Annotated in this window: 21 protein-coding genes; 8 read left to right on the forward strand and 13 right to left on the reverse strand. The window is 58.9% G+C overall.

Annotation, left to right across the window (positions count from 1 at the left end; all coding sequences use genetic code 11):
• Positions 1-129 precede the first annotated feature (129 nt).
• The gene (locus ABUK73_RS03340) at positions 130-1,287 is read right to left on the reverse strand and encodes a PA0069 family radical SAM protein (protein WP_353576037.1); all 1,158 of its coding nucleotides are present in this window, start codon (positions 1,285-1,287) and stop codon (positions 130-132) included.
• 203 nt (positions 1,288-1,490) lie between these two features.
• Here ABUK73_RS03340 and ABUK73_RS03345 point away from each other — a divergent pair, with 203 nt between their 5' ends.
• On the forward strand, positions 1,491-2,009 hold the full coding sequence (locus ABUK73_RS03345; RefSeq protein ID WP_353576038.1) for a glycosyltransferase family protein: 519 nt from the start codon (positions 1,491-1,493) through the stop codon (positions 2,007-2,009).
• Here the strand turns inward: ABUK73_RS03345 and moaB are convergent, their stop codons facing one another.
• The 4 genes from moaB to ABUK73_RS03365 all read right to left on the reverse strand — a co-directional run bounded on the left by moaB (position 2,010) and on the right by ABUK73_RS03365 (position 6,573).
• Entirely contained in the window at positions 2,010-2,555 is a 546-nt protein-coding gene (gene moaB / locus ABUK73_RS03350) for a molybdenum cofactor biosynthesis protein B (RefSeq protein ID WP_353576039.1), read from the reverse strand.
• The gene (locus ABUK73_RS03355) at positions 2,552-3,442 is read right to left on the reverse strand and encodes a 4-(cytidine 5'-diphospho)-2-C-methyl-D-erythritol kinase (RefSeq protein WP_353576040.1); all 891 of its coding nucleotides are present in this window, start codon (positions 3,440-3,442) and stop codon (positions 2,552-2,554) included. Before ABUK73_RS03355 ends, moaB begins: the two co-directional genes overlap by 4 nt.
• Positions 3,443-3,448: 6 nt before the next feature.
• Entirely contained in the window at positions 3,449-5,287 is a 1,839-nt protein-coding gene (locus ABUK73_RS03360; RefSeq protein WP_353576041.1) for a tetratricopeptide repeat protein, read from the reverse strand.
• A 269-nt stretch (positions 5,288-5,556) separates the two neighbouring features.
• The gene (locus ABUK73_RS03365; RefSeq protein ID WP_353576448.1) at positions 5,557-6,573 is read right to left on the reverse strand and encodes a polyprenyl synthetase family protein; all 1,017 of its coding nucleotides are present in this window, start codon (positions 6,571-6,573) and stop codon (positions 5,557-5,559) included.
• A 116-nt stretch (positions 6,574-6,689) separates the two neighbouring features.
• On the opposite strand from ABUK73_RS03365, the gene ABUK73_RS03370 reads away from it, so the two are divergent.
• Together ABUK73_RS03370 and ABUK73_RS03375 are read left to right on the forward strand one after the other, a co-directional pair.
• Positions 6,690-6,920: a putative signal transducing protein gene (locus ABUK73_RS03370; RefSeq protein WP_062450762.1), complete on the forward strand. Its 231-nt coding sequence runs from the start codon at positions 6,690-6,692 to the stop codon at positions 6,918-6,920.
• A 6-nt stretch (positions 6,921-6,926) separates the two neighbouring features.
• Complete coding sequence (locus ABUK73_RS03375) at positions 6,927-7,742, forward strand: tRNA1(Val) (adenine(37)-N6)-methyltransferase (protein WP_353576042.1); 816 nt, start codon at positions 6,927-6,929, stop codon at positions 7,740-7,742.
• A gap of 136 nt (positions 7,743-7,878) precedes the next feature.
• On the opposite strand, the gene ABUK73_RS03380 is transcribed toward ABUK73_RS03375, so the two are convergent.
• Positions 7,879-8,187: a GIY-YIG nuclease family protein gene (locus ABUK73_RS03380; protein ID WP_353576043.1), complete on the reverse strand. Its 309-nt coding sequence runs from the start codon at positions 8,185-8,187 to the stop codon at positions 7,879-7,881.
• 465 nt (positions 8,188-8,652) lie between these two features.
• Between ABUK73_RS03380 and ABUK73_RS03385 the strand changes: the two genes are divergently transcribed.
• On the forward strand, positions 8,653-9,510 hold the full coding sequence (locus tag ABUK73_RS03385) for a S49 family peptidase (protein ID WP_353576044.1): 858 nt from the start codon (positions 8,653-8,655) through the stop codon (positions 9,508-9,510).
• A gap of 14 nt (positions 9,511-9,524) precedes the next feature.
• Positions 9,525-9,719 carry a hypothetical protein gene (locus ABUK73_RS03390; RefSeq protein ID WP_113088687.1) on the forward strand — a complete coding sequence of 65 codons (195 nt, stop codon included), beginning with the start codon at positions 9,525-9,527 and terminating at the stop codon, positions 9,717-9,719.
• A gap of 18 nt (positions 9,720-9,737) precedes the next feature.
• On the opposite strand, the gene ABUK73_RS03395 is transcribed toward ABUK73_RS03390, so the two are convergent.
• From ABUK73_RS03395 to ABUK73_RS03410, 4 genes are all read right to left on the reverse strand, one after another.
• The gene (locus tag ABUK73_RS03395; protein WP_353576045.1) at positions 9,738-11,666 is read right to left on the reverse strand and encodes a DUF2207 domain-containing protein; all 1,929 of its coding nucleotides are present in this window, start codon (positions 11,664-11,666) and stop codon (positions 9,738-9,740) included.
• Positions 11,667-11,686: 20 nt separating this feature from the next.
• Complete coding sequence (gene aroA, locus ABUK73_RS03400) at positions 11,687-12,949, reverse strand: 3-phosphoshikimate 1-carboxyvinyltransferase (RefSeq protein WP_353576046.1); 1,263 nt, start codon at positions 12,947-12,949, stop codon at positions 11,687-11,689.
• A 42-nt stretch (positions 12,950-12,991) separates the two neighbouring features.
• Complete coding sequence (locus ABUK73_RS03405) at positions 12,992-13,543, reverse strand: LemA family protein (RefSeq protein WP_353576047.1); 552 nt, start codon at positions 13,541-13,543, stop codon at positions 12,992-12,994.
• 86 nt (positions 13,544-13,629) lie between these two features.
• A complete protein-coding gene (locus ABUK73_RS03410; protein WP_062450754.1) occupies positions 13,630-14,586 on the reverse strand; it encodes a glycine--tRNA ligase subunit alpha in 957 nt (318 codons plus the stop codon).
• A gap of 368 nt (positions 14,587-14,954) precedes the next feature.
• On the opposite strand from ABUK73_RS03410, the gene glyS reads away from it, so the two are divergent.
• The 3 genes from glyS (at position 14,955) to ABUK73_RS03425 (ending at position 18,589) form a co-directional block, all read left to right on the forward strand.
• Positions 14,955-17,309, forward strand: coding sequence for a glycine--tRNA ligase subunit beta (gene glyS / locus ABUK73_RS03415; protein ID WP_353576048.1), 2,355 nt, complete (start codon positions 14,955-14,957; stop codon positions 17,307-17,309).
• Between the two features lie 223 nt (positions 17,310-17,532).
• Complete coding sequence (locus tag ABUK73_RS03420; protein ID WP_353576049.1) at positions 17,533-18,054, forward strand: DUF523 domain-containing protein; 522 nt, start codon at positions 17,533-17,535, stop codon at positions 18,052-18,054.
• A 61-nt stretch (positions 18,055-18,115) separates the two neighbouring features.
• Positions 18,116-18,589: a VOC family protein gene (locus ABUK73_RS03425; RefSeq protein WP_353576050.1), complete on the forward strand. Its 474-nt coding sequence runs from the start codon at positions 18,116-18,118 to the stop codon at positions 18,587-18,589.
• Between the two features lie 348 nt (positions 18,590-18,937).
• Here ABUK73_RS03425 and ABUK73_RS03430 read toward each other — a convergent pair whose 3' ends face one another.
• The 3 genes from ABUK73_RS03430 to purD form a co-directional block, all read right to left on the reverse strand.
• Entirely contained in the window at positions 18,938-20,767 is a 1,830-nt protein-coding gene (locus ABUK73_RS03430; protein ID WP_353576051.1) for a methyl-accepting chemotaxis protein, read from the reverse strand.
• 272 nt (positions 20,768-21,039) lie between these two features.
• Positions 21,040-21,507 carry a plant virulence effector HPE1-like domain-containing protein gene (locus ABUK73_RS03435; RefSeq protein ID WP_353576052.1) on the reverse strand — a complete coding sequence of 156 codons (468 nt, stop codon included), beginning with the start codon at positions 21,505-21,507 and terminating at the stop codon, positions 21,040-21,042.
• A 110-nt stretch (positions 21,508-21,617) separates the two neighbouring features.
• On the reverse strand, positions 21,618-22,895 hold the full coding sequence (gene purD, locus ABUK73_RS03440) for a phosphoribosylamine--glycine ligase (protein ID WP_353576053.1): 1,278 nt from the start codon (positions 22,893-22,895) through the stop codon (positions 21,618-21,620).
• Positions 22,896-22,953 lie beyond the last annotated feature (58 nt).

Here is a 22,953-nt window from a genome sequence, read left to right on the forward strand (position 1 = left end):
CTACATGAGGTCTCATGACCTCCATGCTCTTTCAATTGGGGCGGAAAGAGCAAGCCCATGCGAGGCGGTAGATACCGGGGGCATAAACCCGTAGCGCAGGGCATAGACGCTATGGGTATTCTTGAAAGGTCAAAGCAGAGACAGCTGCACGCCTGCACCTCCCGGCGCTATGAACAGATCGTCGCGAAGCTGAATGCCACGGCGGATGAGCCCCAGCCGCTTCGTCGTCATTTCGAAACGGCGGCTGATCTGCCAGGCATAGGGACCGGCACCTTTCATCCGCTTGCCGAACTCGGCATCGTAATCCTTGCCATCACGCATGGAGCGTACCAGCGACATGACGTGCTGGTAACGGTGCGGATAGTTGCGCAGCAGCCATTCGCGAAACAGCGGGCTCACCTCCAGCGGCAGACGCAGCAGCACATAGGATGCCTCCGTCGCTCCAGCCGCCTTTCCAGCCTCCAACACCCGTTCGATCTCGTGATCGTTGAGTGCTGGAATGACCGGCGCCATCATGACGGCAACGGGAATACCGGCATCGGTCAGCGTCTTGATCGCTTCCAGCCGTTTGCTGGGTGTGGATGCGCGCGGCTCCATGCTGCGGGCGAGCTTGCGGTCCAGCGTCGTGACCGAAATCCCGACCTTGACCAGACCCTTGGCTGCCATGGGTGCGAGAATATCGATATCGCGGGTAATAAGCCCCGACTTGGTGACGATGGCGACGGGATGCTCGGCCTTGGCCAGCACTTCGAGGATCTGCCGCATGATGCGCCATTCCCGCTCGATAGGCTGGTATGGGTCGGTATTGGTGCCGATGGCAATCACCCGCGCCTTGTATCCGGGCTTGGCCAGTTCACGTTCCAGAAGCTTTGCGGCATCCGGCTTGGCAAACAGCTTGGCCTCAAAATCCAGCCCTGCCGACAGGCCCATATAGCTATGGCTTGGCCTCGCGAAACAATAGATGCAGCCATGCTCGCAACCACGATAGGGGTTGATGGACCGGTCGAAAGGAATATCAGGCGAATCGTTGCGGGTGATAATGCTACGCGGCTTTTCCACCTGCACTTCGGTGCGAAACTCCGGCAATTCCTCGATGATCTGCCAGCCATCATCGACAGGCTCATGCTGCAGAGGCTCGAAACGCCCGCCGGGATTGATGCCCGCACCACGCCCGCGACGACGGTCGATCTCGATCCGCAGACCGGACGCATCGGCCAGTGCATTGGCAATATCTGGCGTATGGCCCGGCTGGAAGGCAGCCTGCCCGGAAAGCACATGTTGTCTCATCTGGATGCTCCTGACCGGCATGAAACCGGCTTGGTGGATGCCCAGATTCTTAACCGAGAAATGAGAACAAGACAAGAACAAAATGCTGAAACGCGCGATAGCTATTTCTTTTGCATTGCGGTAGGAATTTTATCGATGAAATGTTGTAGGTCGATCAACCTCTTCAATTTATCACTCATAACGGAACACAAGCTGATAGACATATGCTGACAGTCATCATGGAATGCCGGGATCAGGAGCCGGAGCTTGCTCACACCCTCTCCACGCTCGTTTCGGGCGCTGTGGAAGGGCTGATCAGTGACGTCATTGTGCTGGATCACGCCTCCAGCGATGGTTCCTCACGCGTCGCGGAAGCTGCCGGTTGCCGTTTTCACACGGAATGGGACATCCGGGATATCATCGCATCTGCGCGCGGTGAGTGGATTTTGATGATGGAGCCGGGCAGCCGTCCGCAAAGCGGCTGGATCGAGGATATCAGCGAATATACGGCGCTGAACAAGGTGCCAGCCCGCTTTGCGCCCTCGCGGCATTACCGGCCATCTTTTCTGTCGCGTTTCATTCGCCGCAGACCGCCGCTGGAATACGGTCTGTTGCTGCGCAAGGACGAGGCCCTGTCGATCGCCAGATCCGGCATGCCGCTCGATCATTTTCCAAAATCGCAAAAGACCCGCCGCCTCAGCGCCGAGCTTATTCCTTCCTGGGTGCTGCGCGCCGCGCGGTAATTACCCTTGCGCCTTGCCGCGCTTCAGATGCTCATCCAGACGCGGCATGATTTCCACGAAGTTGCAGGGCATGTGGCGGTAATCCAACTGTGCTTTCAAAATGCCGTCCCACGCATCCTTGCAAGCGCCAGGAGAGCCGGGCAGCACGAAGATGAAGGTGGAATTGGCAAGTCCCGCCGTCGCGCGTGACTGGATGGTGGATGTGTTGATCTTGTCATAGGAAATGCGGTGGAACACGGCGGAAAAGCCATCCATGCGCTTTTCGAAAAGGGGTTCCAGCGCTTCCGGCGTCACATCGCGTCCGGTAAAGCCCGTGCCGCCGGTGGTAATCACCACATCAACCTCATCGGACAAAGTCCAACGACGCACCTGCTCTTGAATGGCAGCCTTGTCATCCGGCACGATGGCGCGGTCCACGAGAAGATGGCCTGCATCAGAAATGCGGGCAGCAAGCGTGTCGCCGGATTTGTCATCCGCCAGCGTGCGGGTGTCGGAGACGGTCAAAACCGCGATGCCGACGGGAATAAAGGCTCTATCAACAGTCATCTTGGCAATCCGCCTATGGTTTTCGTTGCCTGAACATACCAGCCGGGACGCTTTTGGCGAAGCTGGTTGGCCGCAGATTCGGCGTGTTCTGCCGTGTCGAAGAGGCCGAAGCAGGTCGCGCCGGAGCCGGACATGCGCACGAGCGATGCTCCTGCACGCGCCAGCAGATCGGATACCTCAGCGATTTCCGCCAGAATGTGCCGCGCTGGCGGCTCTAGATCGTTGCGGCTTTTGCCGATGAAATCCATCCACGTCTCGTAGCCTCGTTGTCCAAGAGAAGGATTGCTCTTGTTCGGCAGGCGTTTGAACACCTCAGGCGTCGAAACGCCCTTCAGCGGGTTGACGAGAATGAGCGGCATGATGGGCATATCACCGAGGATCGTAATATCTTCGCCAATCCCGCGCGCAATCAGCGGCTGGCTGGCGAGACACATGGGCACATCCGCCCCCAGTTTCAGGGCAATCTCTTCAAGCTTTCCGGGGGCGGGCGTCATTTGCCAATGGCGGCAAAGGCCTCGCAGCGTTGCCGCCGCATCGGCAGATCCGCCGCCGATACCCGAAGAAATGGGCAGGTTTTTCTCCAGATGAATGGCGACGGGTGGCGCTTCGGCGCCGACCGCAGCGCGCAGCAAATCCCGCGCTTTGAGCACGAGATTATCGCCCGCGTTTCCTTGTTGAAGAACTTCAGCGAAAGGCCCGGAAATTGAAAACCCATCCTCCGGCGCATCCTTGATGCGGATGACATCACCCGCTTCGGTGAAGGTCACCAGAGATTCAAGCAGATGGTATCCATCTGCCCGCTGTCCGATCACATGCAGCGCGAGATTGGTCTTCGCGGGAGCGGCTTCGATTGTCTCAACCGCTCCGGCAGGCTTATGCGAGAGCATAGTGCGTCAGGATTTCTTATCGGGGGCAGGGGCAGGTGCCACAGGTGGCGGCGGCGCCTGATCCTTCTTGGCGGTGTTCTGAGCGTCCTTTTCCAACGGAGGCAGACCGTTGGCGATCTTGTCCTTCACCTTGGTCTTGTCCACATCGTCGCTTTCGCCAATCAGTGCCCGGTTCCACTGGTAGACCGCCTCGATCTTGCGACCGACGCGCCAGTAGGCATCGCCCAGATGGTCGTTGATGGTCGGGTCACCGGCACGCAGTTCGATGGCGCGTTCCAGCTCTGTCACCGCCTCATCGAAAGCGCCGAGACGATAATGCGCCCAGCCAAGCGAATCGACGATATAGCCGTCATTGGGACGCAGCTCGACGGCGCGGCGGATCATGTCGATCCCCTCATCGAGGTGCATGTTCTTATCCACCCAGGAATAGCCCAGATAGTTCAGCACCTGCGGCTGGTCGGGGTTCAGTTCCAGCGCCCGCTTGAAATCAGGCTCGGCCTTGTCCCACTGCTTCAGGCGCTCGTACGCAATGCCGCGCTGAAAGAAGATGGTCCAGTCGGTTTTCTTCGGCACAGAACCGATAACCTCTACTGCCTTGTCGTAATTGGCCGCCATGGCCGCATAATCCTTGGCATCGGACAGAACCGAGCCATAGGCGAGGTAGGAGCGAATATCGGACGGATCGGATTCAAGCAGCGACTTCAGATGCTTGCGCGCTTCATCCACCTTCTCCGTCTGCGCCAGGGTCAGGCCCAACTGCAATTCGGAAATCCGGTGCATCGGCGAATCTGCCGGTACATCGCGGTAGAATTCAATGGCGCGGTCCGGCTGCTTCTGCGCTTCGGCAAGGCCACCGAGAAGGATCAGCGTATCGGCGCTTTGCGGATCGAGTGCGCGCGAGGTCTGAAGGTAAAGCGTGACGATTTCTTCCGCGCCTTCGCGGTTCAGCGCACCGGCGATGGAGAACATCACAGCAGCAGCACCCTCGATGGGCGTCTGTACCTGTTGATCGGGCTTTTCACCCTTTTCGATGCTCTGGCGCAGCGCCTTCAGCGGCGCATAGTTCGGCGCGAAATTGTCGCCGACGGAAATCGTGTCCAGCGCCTTCTGCTTGTTGCCAGCCTTGGCTTCCAGCCGCGCCAGCGCCATCACCGCGCGCATATAGGTGTCGGTTGCAGTCGCACCGCCTTCACGGTCGGTCACGGCATCGTTCAGGCTCTTGCGGGCGGCTTCCGTGTTGCCGGTTACCAGTGCGATGGCACCAGCATGGTACTTCTGGAAGATCGAAATCCAGCCCGGTCCCTTCATGCCATTGACCAGCGCCAGGGCTTCCTTGCCCTTGCCGGCACCGGCGCGCGCCCAGGCGGTCAGCAGCGTGTTGACCATGCGGTCCAGATCGTTCGGGCCGCTATATTTCAGGATTTTTTCCGCGCTGGAAAATTCCTTGTGCTTGATGGCGGCCAGCGCACGAACGATGGTCGTGACGCGTTCCACGGAGGAATCGTCCTTCAGCGAATCGGCAATCTTCGCACCCGCTTCGAAATCGCCGCTCAGAAGCTGCGCAATCATCAGGCGCTGGCGGATTTCCACATTGGCCGTGTCGAATTCCAGCGCTTTTTTGTAAAGCGTAATCGCGGTCGCGAAATCCTGATCCACATCCGCCGTGCGGGCTGCCAGGAATGCGCCGGAGAAGGTGTTGACCTTTGCGGGATCGAAAGTGACGGTCTCGGCAGCCTTGTCTGCGGGCTTCGTCTCGGCAAAGGCAGGCACGGAGCCTGCGCCGATGGAAAGGGCGGCAATGAAGGCCGCGCCGCAGAGAAGACGAAATGCTGGTTTGCGCCGCATGAAGGAACCTTTGCTTTTGTGCATTCGCACCGAAAAATCAGTTTCCCGCCTTACAGTTCGGGGCAAGCCATCGCACCGGAACGCTGTAACGCTTGAATTGGACTGTTGTGCCTGAACCGGAATCAGTTCACGCAATCACACACCACGTCACGACAGAATGGCTTTTTTGGAGCAAGCCTGCAAGAAATTCTGCCCGTGATTTTAGATTCGTGAAATGTCGGCATCGCGGTGACGACAGGCGTCTTTTCCGCGATGCCTAGAACACTCTTTTAGTTCACGCGCTCGATGCAGAAGTCGATCACTTCCATCAGGGCATTCTTCCACGGGCTCTGCGGCAAAGGTGCCAGCGCATCGCGGGCAATGGTGCCATAGTGGTTGGCGCGGGTAATCGTGTCAGCCAAGCCATTGTATTTCTTGATCAGGCCAAGTGCCGTTTCCAGATTTTCGTCCGTGCTTTCGCCCTGCTCGATGGCGCGCTTCCAGAACTCGCGCTCTTCCGCCGTGCCGCGACGATAGGACAGAATGACTGGCAGCGTGATCTTGCCTTCGCGGAAATCATCGCCGGTGTTCTTGCCGAGATCAGCGGATTTTCCGCCGTAATCCAGCACGTCGTCCACCAGCTGGAAGGCAAGGCCAAGATTCATGCCATAGGATTTCAGTGCGCTGCGAGTGGCCTTGTCTGTCTTGGCAACGATGGGGCCGACTTCGGCGGCAGCGGCAAACAGCGCTGCCGTCTTGGCGCGGATGACCTGCAAGTAATCATCCTCGGTCGTTTCCATATTCTTGGCAACGGAAAGCTGAAGAACCTCGCCCTCGGCGATAACGGAAGCTGCGGTGGACAGCACATCCAGCGCATCCAGCGAGCCGACATCCACCATCATGCGGAAGGCCTGGCCGAGCAGGAAATCGCCGACCAGAACGCTGGCCTGGTTGCCCCAGATGGTGCGGGCGGTGGACTTGCCACGGCGCAGATCGCTTTCATCCACCACGTCATCATGCAAAAGCGTTGCCGTGTGCATGAACTCGACGCTGGTCGCCAGCTTGATGTGGTGGTCGCCCTGGTAATTGAACATGGCAGCGGAGGCGAGCGTCAGCATCGGCCGCAGGCGCTTTCCACCCGAGGATATCAGATGGTTGGCCACTTCGGGTATCATCTGGACATCGGAACCGGCTTTGGAGAGGATAAGCTGGTTAACCCTTTCCATATCTGGACGGGTCAGGTCGACAAGCGGCTTGACGGATGCGAGTTTGTTTTTGCTTTCTTCAAGCGGTATGACGACGCCCAACGGACCGGACTCCTGTTCGATATTGGGGCCGACAATAGAAAGCGGCGGTGCAAGCGGCAAGGGGCGATTTGCCTCACACCGTTCAAAAAGATGGGATTTGGGGTGGAAACTGACCTATGCGTGAACTGATCCGTACCAACGACGCCGTTCTGCTCTCCTTTGCGCAGAGCCTGATGAAGGATGCTGGCATCCACAGCCTCATTGCCGATCAGGGAATGAGCATTCTCGAAGGCTCTCTCGGGCTTCTGCCACGCCGTTTTCTGGTGGAGGAAGAACGCGGCGACGAAGCCCGCCGCATTCTGACCGATGCCGGACTGGCTGACGAGTTGCGCGAAGACAAGGCCTGAACCTCTATGGCCTCAACCGTTTCCGAAACCGTCGATGCGTTTCATCGCGGCCGCTTCGAGATATTGCAGCCGAAGGGCAGGGGCCACCGGGCGGGCATGGATGCCATGCTGCTTGCATCTCTGGTCGTGGACGACACCGCCTGCCGCATCGCCGATCTGGGAGCAGGTGCGGGGGCTGCAGGTATGGCGGTGGCATCGCGCCTGGAAAAGGCTGAGGTCACGCTGTTCGAGTTTTCACCTGAAATGGCCGATTTCGCGCAGCGCAGCCTGCAACTTCCCGCCAACAAAGCTTTTGCGGACCGCATGTACGTCAAACAGGCGGATGTCACCCTGCGTGCGGATGCCCGCAGGCAGGCGGGGCTGCTGGACAACCATTTTCACCACGTCATCATGAACCCGCCCTATAATGACGCGGGCGACCGCAAAACCCCGGATGCGCTCAAAGCCACCGCCCACGCCATGACGGACGATCTCTTCGAGAACTGGCTCAGAACCGCCGCCGCCATCCTGATCCCCGGCGGCCAACTCTCCCTCATCGCCCGCCCGCAATCCATCGCCGACATCATCACCGCCTGCGGCCGCCGCTTCGGCGGTCTGGAAATTACGCTGATCCACCCGAGATCAGGCGAGGATGCCGTCCGCATGCTCGTTACCGCCATCAAAGGCTCCCGCGCGAGGTTGACGTTTCGCGCGCCGCTGACGATGCATGAAGATGGAAGTCATGCGTTTGCGCAGGTCGTGGATGATTTGAGTAACGGGCGGGTTGGGTATGGGAGAAATGACGCAAATACGCCTAGCAAGAGGCAGCAACCCTCATCCTGAGGTGCCCCGCAGGGGCCTCGAAGGACGAGGGTTGCGGGTGGTCAGAGGCCGACGGATGCCGCGACGTCTCTCCGCCCTCATGGTGAGGCGCGCAGCCCAAAGGGCGGAGCCTCGAACCATCGGGGCGGCCAATGTTCTACAATGCTGGTTCCGTTGCTACCGCAGGTCCCCTGCGCGAAAGCTCAGGCAGCCTCTCATAGGCCATCGCAATCAACGCTTCCTTCTTGCGCCGTGACCAGCCCTTGATTTGGCGTTCCCGTTCGATGGCATCGACTATGCGGTCGTATGTCTCTGTAAACACCAACTCCACCGGGCGTCGTTTGGATGTATATCCATCATAGATACCAGCGTTGTGCTCCCAAACGCGGGCTTCGACGGACTGCTTCGCCAGTCCGGTGTAATATGATCCATCGCAGCAACGAACGATATAAACGGTTACTTCCATGACGGGAATTTTGCTTTGCTTGCGCAATTGATTCAATACTGAAAACTACGGGTATTCTGCCCTTTGGAGCAAAATAGCCCGCAGCCCCCACCCTTCGAGGCCCCTGCGGGGCACCTCAGGGTGAGGGCCGCTAACGTTGCGGAACCTTCACTCGAACTCCGTGGAAGCCTATGTAAATACGCATCGCCTGAAGTCGAGGTCAGACGCAACGCAGCAACCCTCAAGCGTCACCCCGGGCCTGCCGGAAAGAAGGTCTCCTCTGAGCCGGACTCGACGCAGCACCCCTCATCCTGAGGTGCGGAGGCGAAGCCGGAGCCTCGAAGGACGAGGGTTGCGGGCAGATGGCATGATGTCGTTCAAGGGCCCACCCAACCATCCCTCACCAAATTATCACCACCCCCACCATTGTCTTTGCCTCGGCCATACCCACATCGGTTCACACGAATGAATGACGATGAGGACGACATGGCTGGATTTTTGAAGCGACTGGTGCCCAAGCGGTTTCGCAAGACGGAGCTGATCATTCCCGTGGTGCGCATGCACGGGGCGATCATGGCGGGCGGTAGTCAGTTTCGTCCGGCACTTAATCTCGCATCCTACGCGCCGCTGCTGGACAAGGCGTTCGGCATGAAGGAAGCACCCGTCGTTGCCATTACACTCAACTCCCCCGGCGGTTCGCCGGTTCAGTCGCGGATGATCTATAACCGCATCCGCCAGCTGGCCGAGGAAAAGAACAAGAAGGTGCTTATCTTCGTGGAAGATGTGGCGGCATCCGGTGGTTACATGATTGCGCTGGCGGGCGATGAGATCATTGCCGATCCAACCTCCATCGTCGGCTCCATCGGCGTTGTCTCCGGGGGCTTCGGTTTCCCGGAAATGCTGAAGAAGATCGGCATCGAAAGACGCGTCTACACGGCAGGCCAGAACAAGGCGATCCTCGATCCCTTCCAGCCTGAGAAGGAAGGCGATATCGAATATCTGAAATCGCTTCAGCTCGAAATCCACAATGTTTTCATCGACATGGTCAAGCTGCGTCGCGGCGGTAAGCTGAAGGACGATCCGGCGATTTTCTCCGGCCTGTTCTGGACCGGCATGCGGGGCCTCGACCTTGGCCTCATCGATGGTCTGGGCGATATGCGCGACGTCCTGCGCCGCCGTTACGGCGACAAGGTCAAGCTTCAACTGGTCAGCGGCGCACGCAATTTCTTCGGCAAGAAACTGCCGGGTGTCGATCTCCATGCGCAGTCGATTGCCGCATCCGCCGCCTCGGGGCTTGCGGAAGTGGCGGAAGAAAAGGCATTGTGGGCGCGTTACGGATTTTGATGGACAAACGATAGATGGCCCAATTGATAACCATCGCCCTGCTCGTTTTCGGGGCGATCATTCTTTACAAGCGTTTCGTGAATGATGCTGAAAAACTGTCCGCCAAATCCAAACGGCAGGAAAAAGAGCGCGAAACCGGTGCCACCGGCACGCTGATCAAAGACCCTGAGACGGGTGAATATCGCGTCAAAAAGGAAGACGAGGTCTAAAAGACTCAGCGGCTGGCCTTACCAACCGCCCCCTCCGCCACCACCGCCGCCAGACCCCGAAAAACCGCCGCCACCGGAAAAGCTCGATGAAGACGAGCTGACCGGTGCCGGAATCGTCGAGGCGATGGTGGAGGCCATGGAGGAAGAGAAGCCGCCGATGCGGCCTCCGAAATTGTGGTAATCTCCCATATACCAACCCGGCGCATAGGCCGCAGCAGCAGCGCCTGCCGCAGCACTCGCCAGCCATGTCTCGAATGTTGCGCTCCAGGGCTTCTCGACGCCAAGCGCCACGGCATAGGGCAACAGCGTCTCGAAATGCTGTGGCGACATGTTAGGTGCGCCCTGCATGTTCATCCGGTCTTTTTCGGCCACGGTGAGGTAGAGGCGCAGCCCCTCAATGCCATCCATCAGCTTGCGGCCCAGCGGTGTGGGAGCGCCCATGAGGAACAGGAATAGCACGTTGATGAGAACGATCAGTCCGATAGAGGCAACGGCAAGCGAGCCGCTATCGTGGGCATGGTCGAGAAACAGCGTCGCCATTAATCCAGCAATCACGCTGAATCCTACAAACCCCGCAACCGCCATGAAGAAAATACTGCCGATGCGCGACAGCAGGGATTTGCCGCTCCTGCGCATCTTGCCGAAGGTCGTCGCGCCGATGGCAAAAAAGACAGCCGTTATCACCAGTGTAATGATGCCGCCAATCTCGTTCTCATCGAAATTGCCGGTAATCAGCGTCGCCATGATGATGGTGATGCTCATCATCAGACCGCCAACGATATAGCCGAAATTGCTACGATAATATTTGCCGCGATGTTCTTTTTCGATGGCTGCGCGAAAGGCATCGCCCGCCTTCTGAACCTTCACACCATTCGCGTTGTCGATGGTCAGGCTGTCGCCCGGAGCGCCGATGGAGGAGAGCAGCATCCGCTGGCCCACGGGCAGGCTGTCCTCGATCTTTCTGTCGGTGCGGCGGATGACGATGGAATTTTTCAAGTCCTCCAGCACGACATAACCATTGACGGCCAGATCGAGAGCCGTGGCGGAAATCGCCGTCCAGCCTGCGCCGGAGAAGCCTCTGTTGTCGATATAGTTGACCAGCGCTGGCGAAACGCCCTCCGGCGGGTCCCAGCGCGGCACGATAAGACCTTCAGCGGGGTCCCGGCCAACCGATGCCCACGCATTGTAGTAATAGGCAAGGACGATGAGCAGGCCGATGCCGGAAATCAGCAGACCCAGATGGTCGCGAAACCACCAGCTTCGCTCTTGCGCCGCTGTCGGCGGGTCGATGGTACCCTTCGGCAGTTTCACCGCAACCGTTATGCCTTCGCCCTGATAGAAGGGGCGCGTCGAGGCGAAGAAGACTTCGTTGCCCTCCGTCATCATGCGCGCGTCTTTCCCCTTCGCACCGAGAGGTCCGGTGAAAACGGCGGTGTCTGTCGGCTTCACACCTTGCGGGAGGGAAATGGTGGCGGAGATATCGCGCATGGGAAACTGCCAGCCATTGCCGGTCACGTTCCAGGTCAACTCGTCATAACCATCGAAATAGCGGATTTGCCGGTCGGTGGTGTAGGTGATCTGGAAGACGTGATCGCCGGTGGGCAGGAACCGGTCTGCATTGCCGGTATAGATGCGGATGCCGCCATCGATGCTTTCGGTGCGCCAGTCCTCCGGTGAGCCATCCCGCTCTACCGACAGAACCTTGAAGCCGACCTTTGTGCGGTTGCCGTTCTTGTCTAGCGCATAAAGCGGAAAGTCGCGAAAAATGCCGCGCTTGATCTGGTTGCCTTCGGACCGCGCCGTGATGGTCTCGGTGACCGTCAGTTCACCGCTTCTGGCAACGTCCACGACTGAATGATAGGAGCTGATGAACTCCTCAGCCGCAGCGGGCAGGGCCGCAAGTATGAAGACGAAAACTGCGAGAAATCTGGCAACAATGGTCTTCACGGGCGGCCCTCTCTGACGTTTCAGTCCTGTCCGGTTTCGCTGTAGTTAACACCCAGCGAGGCCAAGGCCTTCCAGTAACCGGGATAGGTCTTGCCGACGCAAGCGGGGTTCTGAATGGCAATGCCGCCGGTCTTCAGGCCCGCCAGCGCAAAGCTCATAGCAATACGGTGGTCGTGGAACGTGTCGATGGAAGCCGACACCGTCTGCCCTGCGAGCGCTGGGTCGGCATGCACGATCAGATCGTCGCCATCTTCTTCCGCCAGTCCTTCGCGGATGCCGTTGAGGCCGAGCGACAGCGCCCTGATGCGGTCGCACTCCTTAACCCGCAGATTGGCAATGCCAACGAAGCGCACCGGCGTGGTGTTGTAGGCGGCCAGCACGGCAATCGTTGGAATGGCGTCCTGCATCTGGCTGCCATCGATTTCAGCGGGCAGGTTGGGAAATTGCGCCATCACGGCATAGGCCTTGGCATCCGGCTGGGTGAAGGCATCCGCAGGCGTGCCGATATCGATCTTGCCGCCGGTCAGCAGCTCCGCACCCCAGAGATAGGTGGCGGCAGAGGCGTCCGGTTCTATGTGGAAGTCGGTGGCCTTGTAGCCCGTCGGGTGCACGCGCCAGATGGCGTTGTTCACTCGCTCCACCTTGGCCCCGAAGGCTTCCATGGCCGAAACTGTGAGGTCGATATAGCCCTTGGCGCCAATGTCTTCACCCGCCAGGATGATATCCAGCGGCTTTGCACCGCAGGGTGCTGCCATCAGCAGCGCAGACACATACTGGCTGGAAAGATTGGCGTCGATGGTGACGCTGTCCTTTGCAAAGCCCTCACCGTTGCCTTTTACCGTTACCGGTGGGCAGCCCGTTGCCGCTTCCGCCTCGATGCCGAGCGCGTTCAGCGCCTCCACCAGCGGCTGGATTGGCCGTTTGCGCATATGCTCATCGCCATCGACAACAACCGTGCCATCCACAGAGGCCACCGCCGACGTCAGAAACCGTGTCGCCGTTCCCGCATTGCCGAGAAAAAGCGGTTTGTCGGGCGCGCTCAGCACGCCGCTGCTCTCCACCACGAAGCTCGTCGCATCCGGTTCGGTCACCGTCACGCCCATAGCGCGAAGGGCCTCTGCCATATAGAGCGTATCATCGCTTTTCAGCGCGCCTGTCAGCGTGCTCCGGCCCTTGGCAAGACCCGCCAGCAACAACACGCGGTTGGTGATGGATTTGGAACCGGGCGGCTCCACCTTGCCGGATAGCGGATGATTTGGCGGGGTAATGGTCAGTTCGATCATGGCTTTATCGTTTCTCAACCAGCCGGGGGCCGGTTCTTTGGCTCAGAATTTCACGGAAGGAACGGCGCGGTCCGCCTCGTTGGTGATCTCGAAAAACGGCGCTTTGGTAAAGCCGAAATTGCGTGCCACGAGGTTGGAGGGGAAGCTCTCCACCTTCACATTCAGGTCGCGTGCCGAACCATTGTAATAGCGCCGCGACATCTGGATTTCACCCTCGAGCGTCTCCAGCGATTGTTGCAATTCCAGAAAGCCCTGATTAGCCTTGAGGTCGGGATAGGCTTCCGCAAGCGCAAACAGCTTGCCCAGCGCCTGGGAGAGCAACCCTTCCGCCTGCGCACGCCCTTCGACATCACCAGCGGGCACGGCCTGCGCGCGGTTGCGCATGGCAACCACCTCTTCAAAGGTGCTTTTCTCGTGCGCCGCATAACCTTTGACGGTTTCGATAAGGTTGGGAATGAGATCGGCGCGGCGCTTCAACTGTACGTCGATGCCGGACCATGCCTCTTCCTTCATCTGCCGCGCGGTGACGAGGCCGTTATAGATGAAGACGACATAAACGGCGATTGCCGCGATGATTGCCAGTGCGATATACATGTCCCAGTCCCCCTCATGAAACCTTATGGTCAGGCCGGACGATAGTCATTCCGGCCCGTCCTGTCATCGCCTGTCAAAACAACGCGTCAGGCTGCGTCCTTATTCCAGTTCGCACCGCCTGCATCCGTCATCAGGAAGGCCTCGCCGCAGGCCTTGGACAGCGTCCGAACGCGCAAAATATAGCTCTGCCGCTCCGTCACGGAAATCACGCCGCGCGCATCCAGAAGGTTGAAAACGTGGCTCGCCTTGATGCACTGGTCATAGGCCGGAAACACGCATTTGTGCAGCATCTGGTTGGCGTTATCGCCGGGCGCACCGGCATCCAGCAGCGCCTTGCATTCTTTCTCGGCGTCGATGAAGTGGCGGTGCAGCATGGCGGTGTCGGCATATTCGAAGTTATGGCGCGAATACTCCTGCTCTGCCTGCAGGAAAACGTCGCCATAGGAAATCTTCTCATCGCCTTCGCGACCGTTGAAGTTCAGGTCGTAAACATTGTCCACGCCCTGCACATACATGGCCAGCCGCTCCAGACCATAGGTCAACTCACCGGCAACCGGCGAACATTCGATGCCGCAGACCTGCTGGAAATAGGTAAACTGTGACACTTCCATGCCATCGCACCAGCATTCCCAACCCAGACCCCAGGCACCCAGCGTCGGGCTCTCCCAATCGTCTTCCACGAAGCGGACATCGTGCAGAAGCGGATCAAGCCCGATGGCCTTCAGCGAGCCGAGATAGAGTTCCTGCAAGTTGGAAGGGTTCGGCTTCAGAATGACCTGATACTGGTAATAATGCTGCAACCGGTTCGGGTTTTCACCGTAGCGACCGTCAGACGGGCGGCGCGACGGCTGCACATAGGCAGCCTTCCACGGCTTCGGCCCCAGCGCGCGCAGCGTCGTGGCCGGGTGAAACGTACCCGCGCCGACTTCCATGTCATAAGGCTGCAACACCGCACAGCCCTTGTCCGCCCAGTAATTATGCAGCGTCAGGATCAGCGCCTGAAAGGAACGCTTCGGGTTCATATGGTCTGGAACGTCGGTCATTGCAGTCATCACGGCCATCGATTGTTGTCAGTAAGTGCGTGCGCACTTTGGATGCGGACAGGTGCCATGGGTAGGGGCTGCGGGTCAAGGCTTCTGTGTGTGGGGAGATTGCCTTGCGCGGATGCGACGGTAGCTACCCTCATCCTGAGGTGCCCCGTAGGGGCCTCGAAGGGAGGGTAGCGGGATGAGACCACAAAGTGTGCGGCGGATGCTTCGAGGGCGCTACGCGCCACCTCAGCATGAGGGCGGAGGGTGAGGCGCCCTTCGCAACGCGCGCCCAAGATGATGCGCCCGATATTACCATTGTGCATCCGCCTCAAATTTTGCTAGCAGAGGCCAACGAAAATCCATGACACCGGAAAATAGATATGCCTGATCTTCTGCTCGAACTTCGCTCCGAGGAAATCCCTGCCCGTATGCAGCGCAAGGCGGCTGGCGATTTGAAGAAGCTTGTCACCGATGCGCTGGTGGAACGAGGGCTGACCTATGAGGGCGCGCGGGAATACTGGACGCCGCGCCGCCTGACGCTGGATATTCGCGGGCTGAATGCGCGCTCTGCCGATGTGCGCGAAGAAAAGAAAGGCCCCCGCACGGATGCCAATGAAAAGGCAATCGAGGGCTTTTTGCGTGGCGCGGGCCTCAGCGATATTTCGCAGGCGCAGGTCGTGTCCGACCCGAAGAAGGGCGATTTCTATATCGCCATCGTCAACAAGCCCGGACGTGCAGCAGAAGAGATCATAGCCGAGGTGATGCCCGGCATCATCAGGGGCTTTGCCTGGCCGAAATCCATGCGCTCCGGCCCGGCTTCCATGCCGAAGGGCTCGAGCTATGGCGGCATTGAGGGCAAGGGTTCGGAGAGCCTTCGCTGGGTGCGCCCGCTGCAATCCATCGTCTGCCTGTTCGGCCCCGAACATGACGAAACGCAGGTCATTCCCTTCGAGATCGATGGCATCGTGGCTGGCAACGTGACCTATGGCCACCGTTTCCACGCGCCAGAAGCCATCACCGTGCGCCGGTTCGAGGACTATGTGTCGAGCCTCGAAAAGGCGAAGGTCATTCTGGATGCGGAGCGCCGCAAGGACATCATTCTGCACGATGCCAAGGACTTGGCTTTCGCCAACGGCCTCGACCTTGTGGAAGACGAAGGCCTGCTGGAAGAGGTCTGCGGCCTCGTGGAATGGCCGCAGGTGCTGATTGGCACGTTTGAGGAAGATTACCTCGAAATCCCAGCCGAGATCATCCGACTGACGATCAAGACCAACCAGAAGTGTTTCGTCACCCGCCCTCAGGGAGCGACCGAAGGCCTGTCCAATCGCTTCATTCTGGTTTCCAACATTGAAGCCAAGGATGGCGGCAAGGAAATCATTCACGGCAACGGAAAGGTCGTGCGTGCCCGCCTGTCGGACGCCAAGCATTTCTGGACCCGCGACCAGGGCGATCTGCCTGATCTGGAAACGCTGAAAGATTCCGCCGCGAAATTCGACCTCGACCTGAAAAAGCCGCTGGACCAGCGCATGGCCAAGCTCGACGCGCTGAACGTGACTTTCCACGCCAAGCTCGGCACGCAGGGCGAACGCGTCGCCCGCATTCGTGAACTGGCCAAGCAGCTAGCGCCCGTTATCGGTGCCGATGCTGATCTGGTAGACCGCGCCGTGGTTCTGGCCAAGGCCGACCTGCGCACCGAAGCCGTCGGCGAATTCCCCGAACTGCAGGGCCTGATGGGCCGCAAATACGCAGCGCTTCAGGGCGAAAACGAAAGCGTCGCTGCCGCCATCGAAGACCACTGGAAGCCAAATGGCCCGTCCGACCGTCTGCCGCAAGACAAGGTCGGTCTAACCGTGGCTCTAGCCGATAAGCTCGACACATTGGTCGGCTTCTGGGCCATCGATGAAAAGCCGACTGGTTCGAAGGACCCGTTTGCGCTGCGTCGTGCTGCGTTGGGTGTGGTGCGGATGATTTTGGAGCGCAATGTTCGGTTGCCCTTACTCACACTCATGAGTTCACAAGGCCTTAATTACCAAAAGTTCTTTGCTGAGCTTCAGAGCGGAACCTCTAAAGAGGAAGCTTATGATCTAGAGTTTGATCACTCCGCTAAGAAGAGTTCTTTTGACACTGACGTTTTGGCTTCTCTTGATTTGGGAGACGTTCCGGATTTTTCAACCTTTCCGAAAACAGAGTTGCAGAAAAAAGCCGGTGGACTTGCTTTCGACCTCCTGTCCTTCTTCCACGATCGCCTGAAAGTCTACCTCCGCGATCTCGGCGCCCGCTACGATCTCATCGAAGCCGTACTCACGCCCGAGTCCGACGATCTCCTCATGGTCGCTCGCCGTGTTGAAGCGCTAACAGCTTTCGTGACTGATCAGGATGGCATCAACCTTCTCGCCGGCACCAAGCGCGCCACCCAGCTTTTGGCTGCGGAAGAAAAGAAGGGCACCGTGGTGGCCGACAGCGTTTCGGAAGAGCTGTTGAAGCTCGACGCCGAAAAGGCGCTCTACGCCGCCATCAAGACCGCTTCTGCCGATGCCGCCAAGGCGGTTGAGGCGGAAGACTTCCGCTCCGCCATGCAGGCGCTCTCGACGCTTCGTGCGCCGGTCGATAAGTTCTTCGAAGACGTCCTAGTCAACGACGAAGACAACGCCATCCGCGCCAACCGTCTGGCTCTGCTCAAGGCCATCCGCGAAGCGACGGGGACGGTTGCGGACTTCTCGAAGATCAGTGGATGAGGTGCATAAGGGGGCGTTGTGCGTGTGTGTGGCTCACCCCCCTCTGTCCTGCCGGACATCTCCCCCACAAGGAGGGAGATTGGCTGGGCGGACGCTCTGCGGTTCATCCGCACCGACACCACGAAACGCGTTCGCAACGTGCAATATGGTCGAACGCCATCCGCGAGTCGATCTCCCCACCTGTGGGTGAGATGCCGGGCAGGGCAGAGGCGGCTAGCCGCGCATGAAAACATTTAACGACCAGCCCTCTAAAATCCTCATCAGCGCCTGCCTCCTCGGCCACGCCGTCCGTTACGACGGCAAGGGCAAGCCGTTGTCTCATCCTGCCATCGACCGCTGGAGACAAGAGGGCAGATTGGTGACGATCTGTCCGGAGATGGCGGGTGGCATGCCGGTGCCGCGTCCGCCTGCGGAAATCGAGAATGGGGCTTCCGGGCTCGATGTGCTGGAGGGTCGCGCCCGGGTTCTGGAAATCACCGGCGGTGATGTGACGGCGCAGTTCATTGCGGGAGCGGAAAAGGCGCTGGCTTTCGCCAAGGACAATGGCTGCAACTATGCGTTGCTAATCGATGGCAGTCCGTCCTGCGGGTCGGTCGCGGTATATGACGGCTCTTTTTCAGGACGTAAACATGCGGGCAATGGTGTCACCGCTGCATTGTTTCAGCAGGCGGGCATCGCTGTTTTTTCGGACAGGGACATCGAAGCGCTTGTCGCAGCGATAGAGGGCTCTGAGCCATCTGACTAGGAACGTCGCCGTTTCTGCTGCATAATCCGCCTGCCATATAAAATTCAGGGAGGAATGCACGATGGCCAAGAATACGATTTGCGTCTGGTATGACAAGGATGCCGAAGCCGCTGCCCGCTTTTATGCGCAGGTGTTTCCAGATAGCGCGGTGACGGCCGTGCATCGCGCGCCGGGGGATTATCCTGCTGGAAAGGAGGGCAACGTGCTCACCGTGGAGTTCACCGTCGCCGGTGTCGCCTGTATCGGCCTGAACGGCGGCCCTATGTTCAAGCACACCGAAGCTTTTTCCTTCCAGATTTCAACGGAAGATCAGGAAGAAACCGACCGTTACTGGAACGCCATCGTCGATAATGGCGGGCAGGAGAGCGAGTGCGGCTGGTGCAAGGACAAGTGGGGCGTTTCCTGGCAGATCACCCCGCGCGTGCTGATGGAGGCAATAGCCGCGGGTGGCGATGAGGCGAAGCGGGCTTTCGAGGCCATGATGACGATGAAGAAGATCGATGTGGCGAAGATCGAGGCGGCCCGACGGGGGTGAGGACCGCATTTTGGGAAGGGATTAAAATGGTTGGGGACCACTGGTAGTGCGTCCGTCTCTCCGTCATACCGGCCTTGAGCCGGTATCCAGTAAGCCCAAGTCCTTGGGCTGAAAGAACTTCTCTCGCCGCGCAGACGCGCGTCGGCTGGACCCCGCAGCAAGTGCGGGGTGACGGACGTTGAAAAGTTTCCGCCCAAATGTCCTGCACTTCAAACCGGACAATAATGGGTCAAGCCGGTATGACGGGAGATAGGGGTGCGCTTCATAGTTCGGCCGCCCCAGCACCCCGCATAAAAAAACGCCGGAGATGTTGCCCCGGCGTCCATTTAAAAATATCCCGCTAAGCGATCAGCTTGCCATCCGCATCTGCTGCGCCATGCCGTGCAGGCTGCCATTCTGCGAGCTGGAAACCCGGAAGGTGCGGATGAGGTTCAGCAGTTCTTCCGTGTCGGCGGCCAGCGCTTCGGCAGAGGCGGTGGTTTCTTCGGCCATAGCAGCGTTGTGTTGCGTTGCGGCGTCCAGCTGGTTGAGCGACGACGAGATGGAGCGCAGCGTGCTGTCCTGTTCGGCAGCCGAATGGGCGATCTTGCTGACGATCTCGCTCGAAGATTTGATCTGGTTGGAGATGCGTTTCAGCGCATCGCCTGCCTCGCCCACCAGACGAACGCCGTTTTCGACCTGCGTCGAGGAGCGGGCGATCTGCGTCTTGATTTCCTTGGCGGCAGCAGCGGATTTCTGGGCCAGTTCGCGCACTTCCTGGGCAACGACGGCAAAGCCCTTGCCTGCTTCGCCCGCACGGGCGGCTTCCACGCCCGCATTCAGAGCCAGAAGGTTGGTCTGGAAGGCGATGTCATCGATAACGCCGATGATCTTGGAGATTTCTTCGGCGGATTGTTCGATGCCGCTCATGGCGCCGATGGCTTCTTCCACGATCTGGTCGCTGCGGTTCGCGTCTGTGCTGATCGAGGTTACGCGCTTTGAAGCTTCCGATGCGCCATCTGCGGTCTGGCGCACGGCCACCGTCAGCTCGTCCAGCGCCGCCGAGGTTTCTTCTAGGCTTGCAGCCTGCCGCTCCGTGCGCTGCGAAAGCTCGTTGGAGGCCTTGCGGATTTCATCCTTGGAGCCGCCAATATCGATGCTCTTGGCGTTGACCTTGGCCATGGCCGCATCCAGCTGCGAGAGCGCTTCGTTGAAATTGTCGCGCAGGTCGGCGTAGCGGGAGCCCAGATCGTGGCAGCGAACCGTCAGGTCGCCCTGCGCCAGCTGTTCTAGCGCAGAGCCGATGGTGGCAACGACGCGGGCCTGAAGGGCTGCTTCGTCGCGCTGCATGTCGAGATTGGTCTGGCGCTCACTGTCCAGCTGCAATTGCTGCTCTTCCTGACGCTGCTGCATCATGTGGCGCTCGCGCACCTTCTGTTGCAGTGCTTGGGTTGCCTTGGCCATCAGGCCGATTTCGTTCTTCATGCCGGTATGAGGAATGGCCAGATCGACATTTTCGTTGGCAACTTCGCCCAGCGCATTGTGCAGGTCATCAAGCGGTCTGGAAATGCCGCGAATGACCACCCAGGCAGCGGCAAGGCCCAGCAGAAACACGCCGACACCAACCGAGATGGCGTTGATGATGGTGGAGCGAACCTGTGCCTGAAGGTCATCGACGTAAACGCCTGTCACGACCACGACCTGCCATGGGTCGAAGGCCATGGCATAGGAGCTTTTCAGAAAATTGTCGCCTTCCGCGCCGGGCTTGGGACCATAGAAGCTGGTTTCGCCGCCACCCGCGCGGCCCAGACGAACAAGCTCGTCACGGTAGTTGAAGCCCTGGCTGTCCGGTTTGCCCTTGTAGCTTTGCCCCACGCGCTTTGCTTCCGGGTGAAACAGCATCTTCACATCGTAATCATAGCCGAACATGTAGCCGTCAGGCGTGTATTTCATGGCGGTGACGATGGCGAAGGCCTGTGCCATGGCCTGCTCGCGGGTCAGCGTGCCAGCCTTTTCCTTGTCGTAGAAGGATTGCAGGATGGAGATGGAGGACTGCACCTGCGTGCGCAGCATTCCATAGCGCTCTTCGTAAATGGCGTTGACGGACGATCTGATCTGGAAGTAGGTCGCAAGGGTAAATGCCGCCATCAGCGCCACCACAAGCAGGATCAATTGTCGGGAAATCGGCAAATTTTTCATAAGAGCTCACAGGGCTACAGCGCCGCTGCAAGGGTGCAGCAGGACGATTTTGAAATCTTCTGGGAATAAGCGCCTTATGCGCAATACAGGTGCATATCATCGCACCATCTGCGACAGATGAAGCTTTAGAAATTTGAATAAATATTTAAGTTTTACCCGACAACGAAGGGTCTGGAGAAAATAATTTGCGTTTTGTCAGAAATATGACAAATTTCTTCCATCGTTAGTTGCCGATAATATTCGAAAGTGACTCTGGATGGTTGCTTTCGCATTTATTGCTGAGACTGGCGCAAAGTCAGGCCATCCAGCGATAATGGCGTGGTCGTGTCTGCGGCCACGGGAATGACGGCCTCATTGTTGATGACGTTTTCCACGGCGGAAGTCTTGACCAGCGCATCGATGGTCGTTGGCTGTTCGGCGGCCACGGCATTGGCATCTTCGGATGGAAGCCATGCGGGATTGTTGCTGACATAGGTCACGGGCGAACCGCCAAGCCAGGCTTCCCGGCGCACGATCTGCTTCTTGCCATCGACATCACGAATAGAAATATCCTGCGTGCCGGGTGCCAGTGTGGGTACAACTTCTGCGCGTGGCTTGATCTTGGCCGGTGGGCAGGCTTCGCATTGAACGGAAATGACGCTGTGGTTTGTAGCGCGGTTTCCACGAATGATTTCGATGGAGGAAGCCATGGCAGAGCTGCTTGCCAGCACGATTGTCACTGTCAGCAAAATCTTGCGCATAAAAACCCCCGTTTCTCGCAGCCATTCTGCTGCTTTGACGGGTGAGATTTTACCGGAACTTCCTTTCCATAGGGTCAGGAATTTTGGTAAATATTGAACGAAATCCGGTGCTATCGATCTTGTTTTTCGCGAGCGACGGCCTGCCAGCCAATGTCGCTGCGGCTGAAACCATTGTCCCATTTTACCTCTTTGGCGAGGGCATAGGCACGGGCTTGGGCTTCCGTTACGGTCTTGCCGAAGGCCGTCACGTTCAAAACGCGACCGCCGGTGGCAACCAACTGGCCATCCTTCAGCGCCGTGCCGGCATGAAACACCTTGGCGTCTTCGCGTGCATCCGGAACGTGGGCAATCGGCGTGTTCTTGTCGTAAGACGCTGGGTAGCCCTTGGAGGCGAGAACCACGGTCAGCGCCGCATCGTCGCGCCATTCTGCGGTCACCTGATCCAGCGTGCCGGTGGCCGTGGCATAGAGGATGGGCAGCAGGTCGCTCTTCAGGCGCATCATCAGCACCTGGCATTCCGGGTCTCCGAAACGGACATTGTATTCGATCAGTTCCGGGCCTTTGGCGGTGATCATCAGGCCTGCGAAGAAGACACCGGAAAACGGGTTGCCATCCTTCGCCATGCCTTTGATCGTCGGCTCGATGATCTCCTTCATCGTCCGCTCGACCATTTCGGGTGTCATGACCGGGGCGGGGGAGTAAGCGCCCATGCCACCCGTGTTGGGGCCGGTATCGCCATCGCCCACACGCTTGTGGTCCTGCGCGGTGGCCAGCGCCAGAGCGGTCTTGCCATCTGAAAGGCAGAAGAAGCTCGCTTCCTCGCCATCCAAGAAGGCCTCCACGACGACTTCCGCACCGGCGGCGCCAAACGCGCCGTCAAAGCAATCATCAATGGCAGCAAGCGCCTCGGCTTCCGTCATCGCAACCGTCACGCCTTTGCCCGCTGCCAGACCGTCGGCCTTGATGACAATGGGTGCGCCCTGTTCGCGCACATAGGCCTTGGCCGGTTCGGCAGCCTTGAAGCGCTGGTAGGCGCCGGTTGGGATGTCATAACGGGCGCAGAGATCCTTGGTGAAGCCCTTGGAACCCTCAAGCTGTGCTGCGGCCTTGGAAGGGCCGAAGGTGGCTATGCCAGCGGCGCGTAGATCATCCGCAAGTCCGGCGACCAGCGGTGCTTCCGGGCCGACGACCACGAAGTCGATGGCGTTTTCGTTGCAAAATGCGATGACGGCGGCGTGGTCTTCGACATCAAGCGTGACCAGAGTGGCGTGTTCGGCAATGCCGGGATTGCCGGGGGCGGCAAAAAGCTGTGTGAGGCGGGGAGACTGGGCGATTTTCCATGCCAGCGCATGTTCGCGTCCGCCGGAACCGATCAACAGAACATTCATGGTCGACACCCCTGTCATCTCGCGTTTTCTCGTGATGCTGGGGCGTTAAGGGCCAAGG

The sequence above is a fragment of the Agrobacterium vacciniicorymbosi genome (assembly GCF_040427045.1).
In the GTDB taxonomy this organism is placed as follows: Bacteria; Pseudomonadota; Alphaproteobacteria; order Rhizobiales; family Rhizobiaceae; genus Agrobacterium.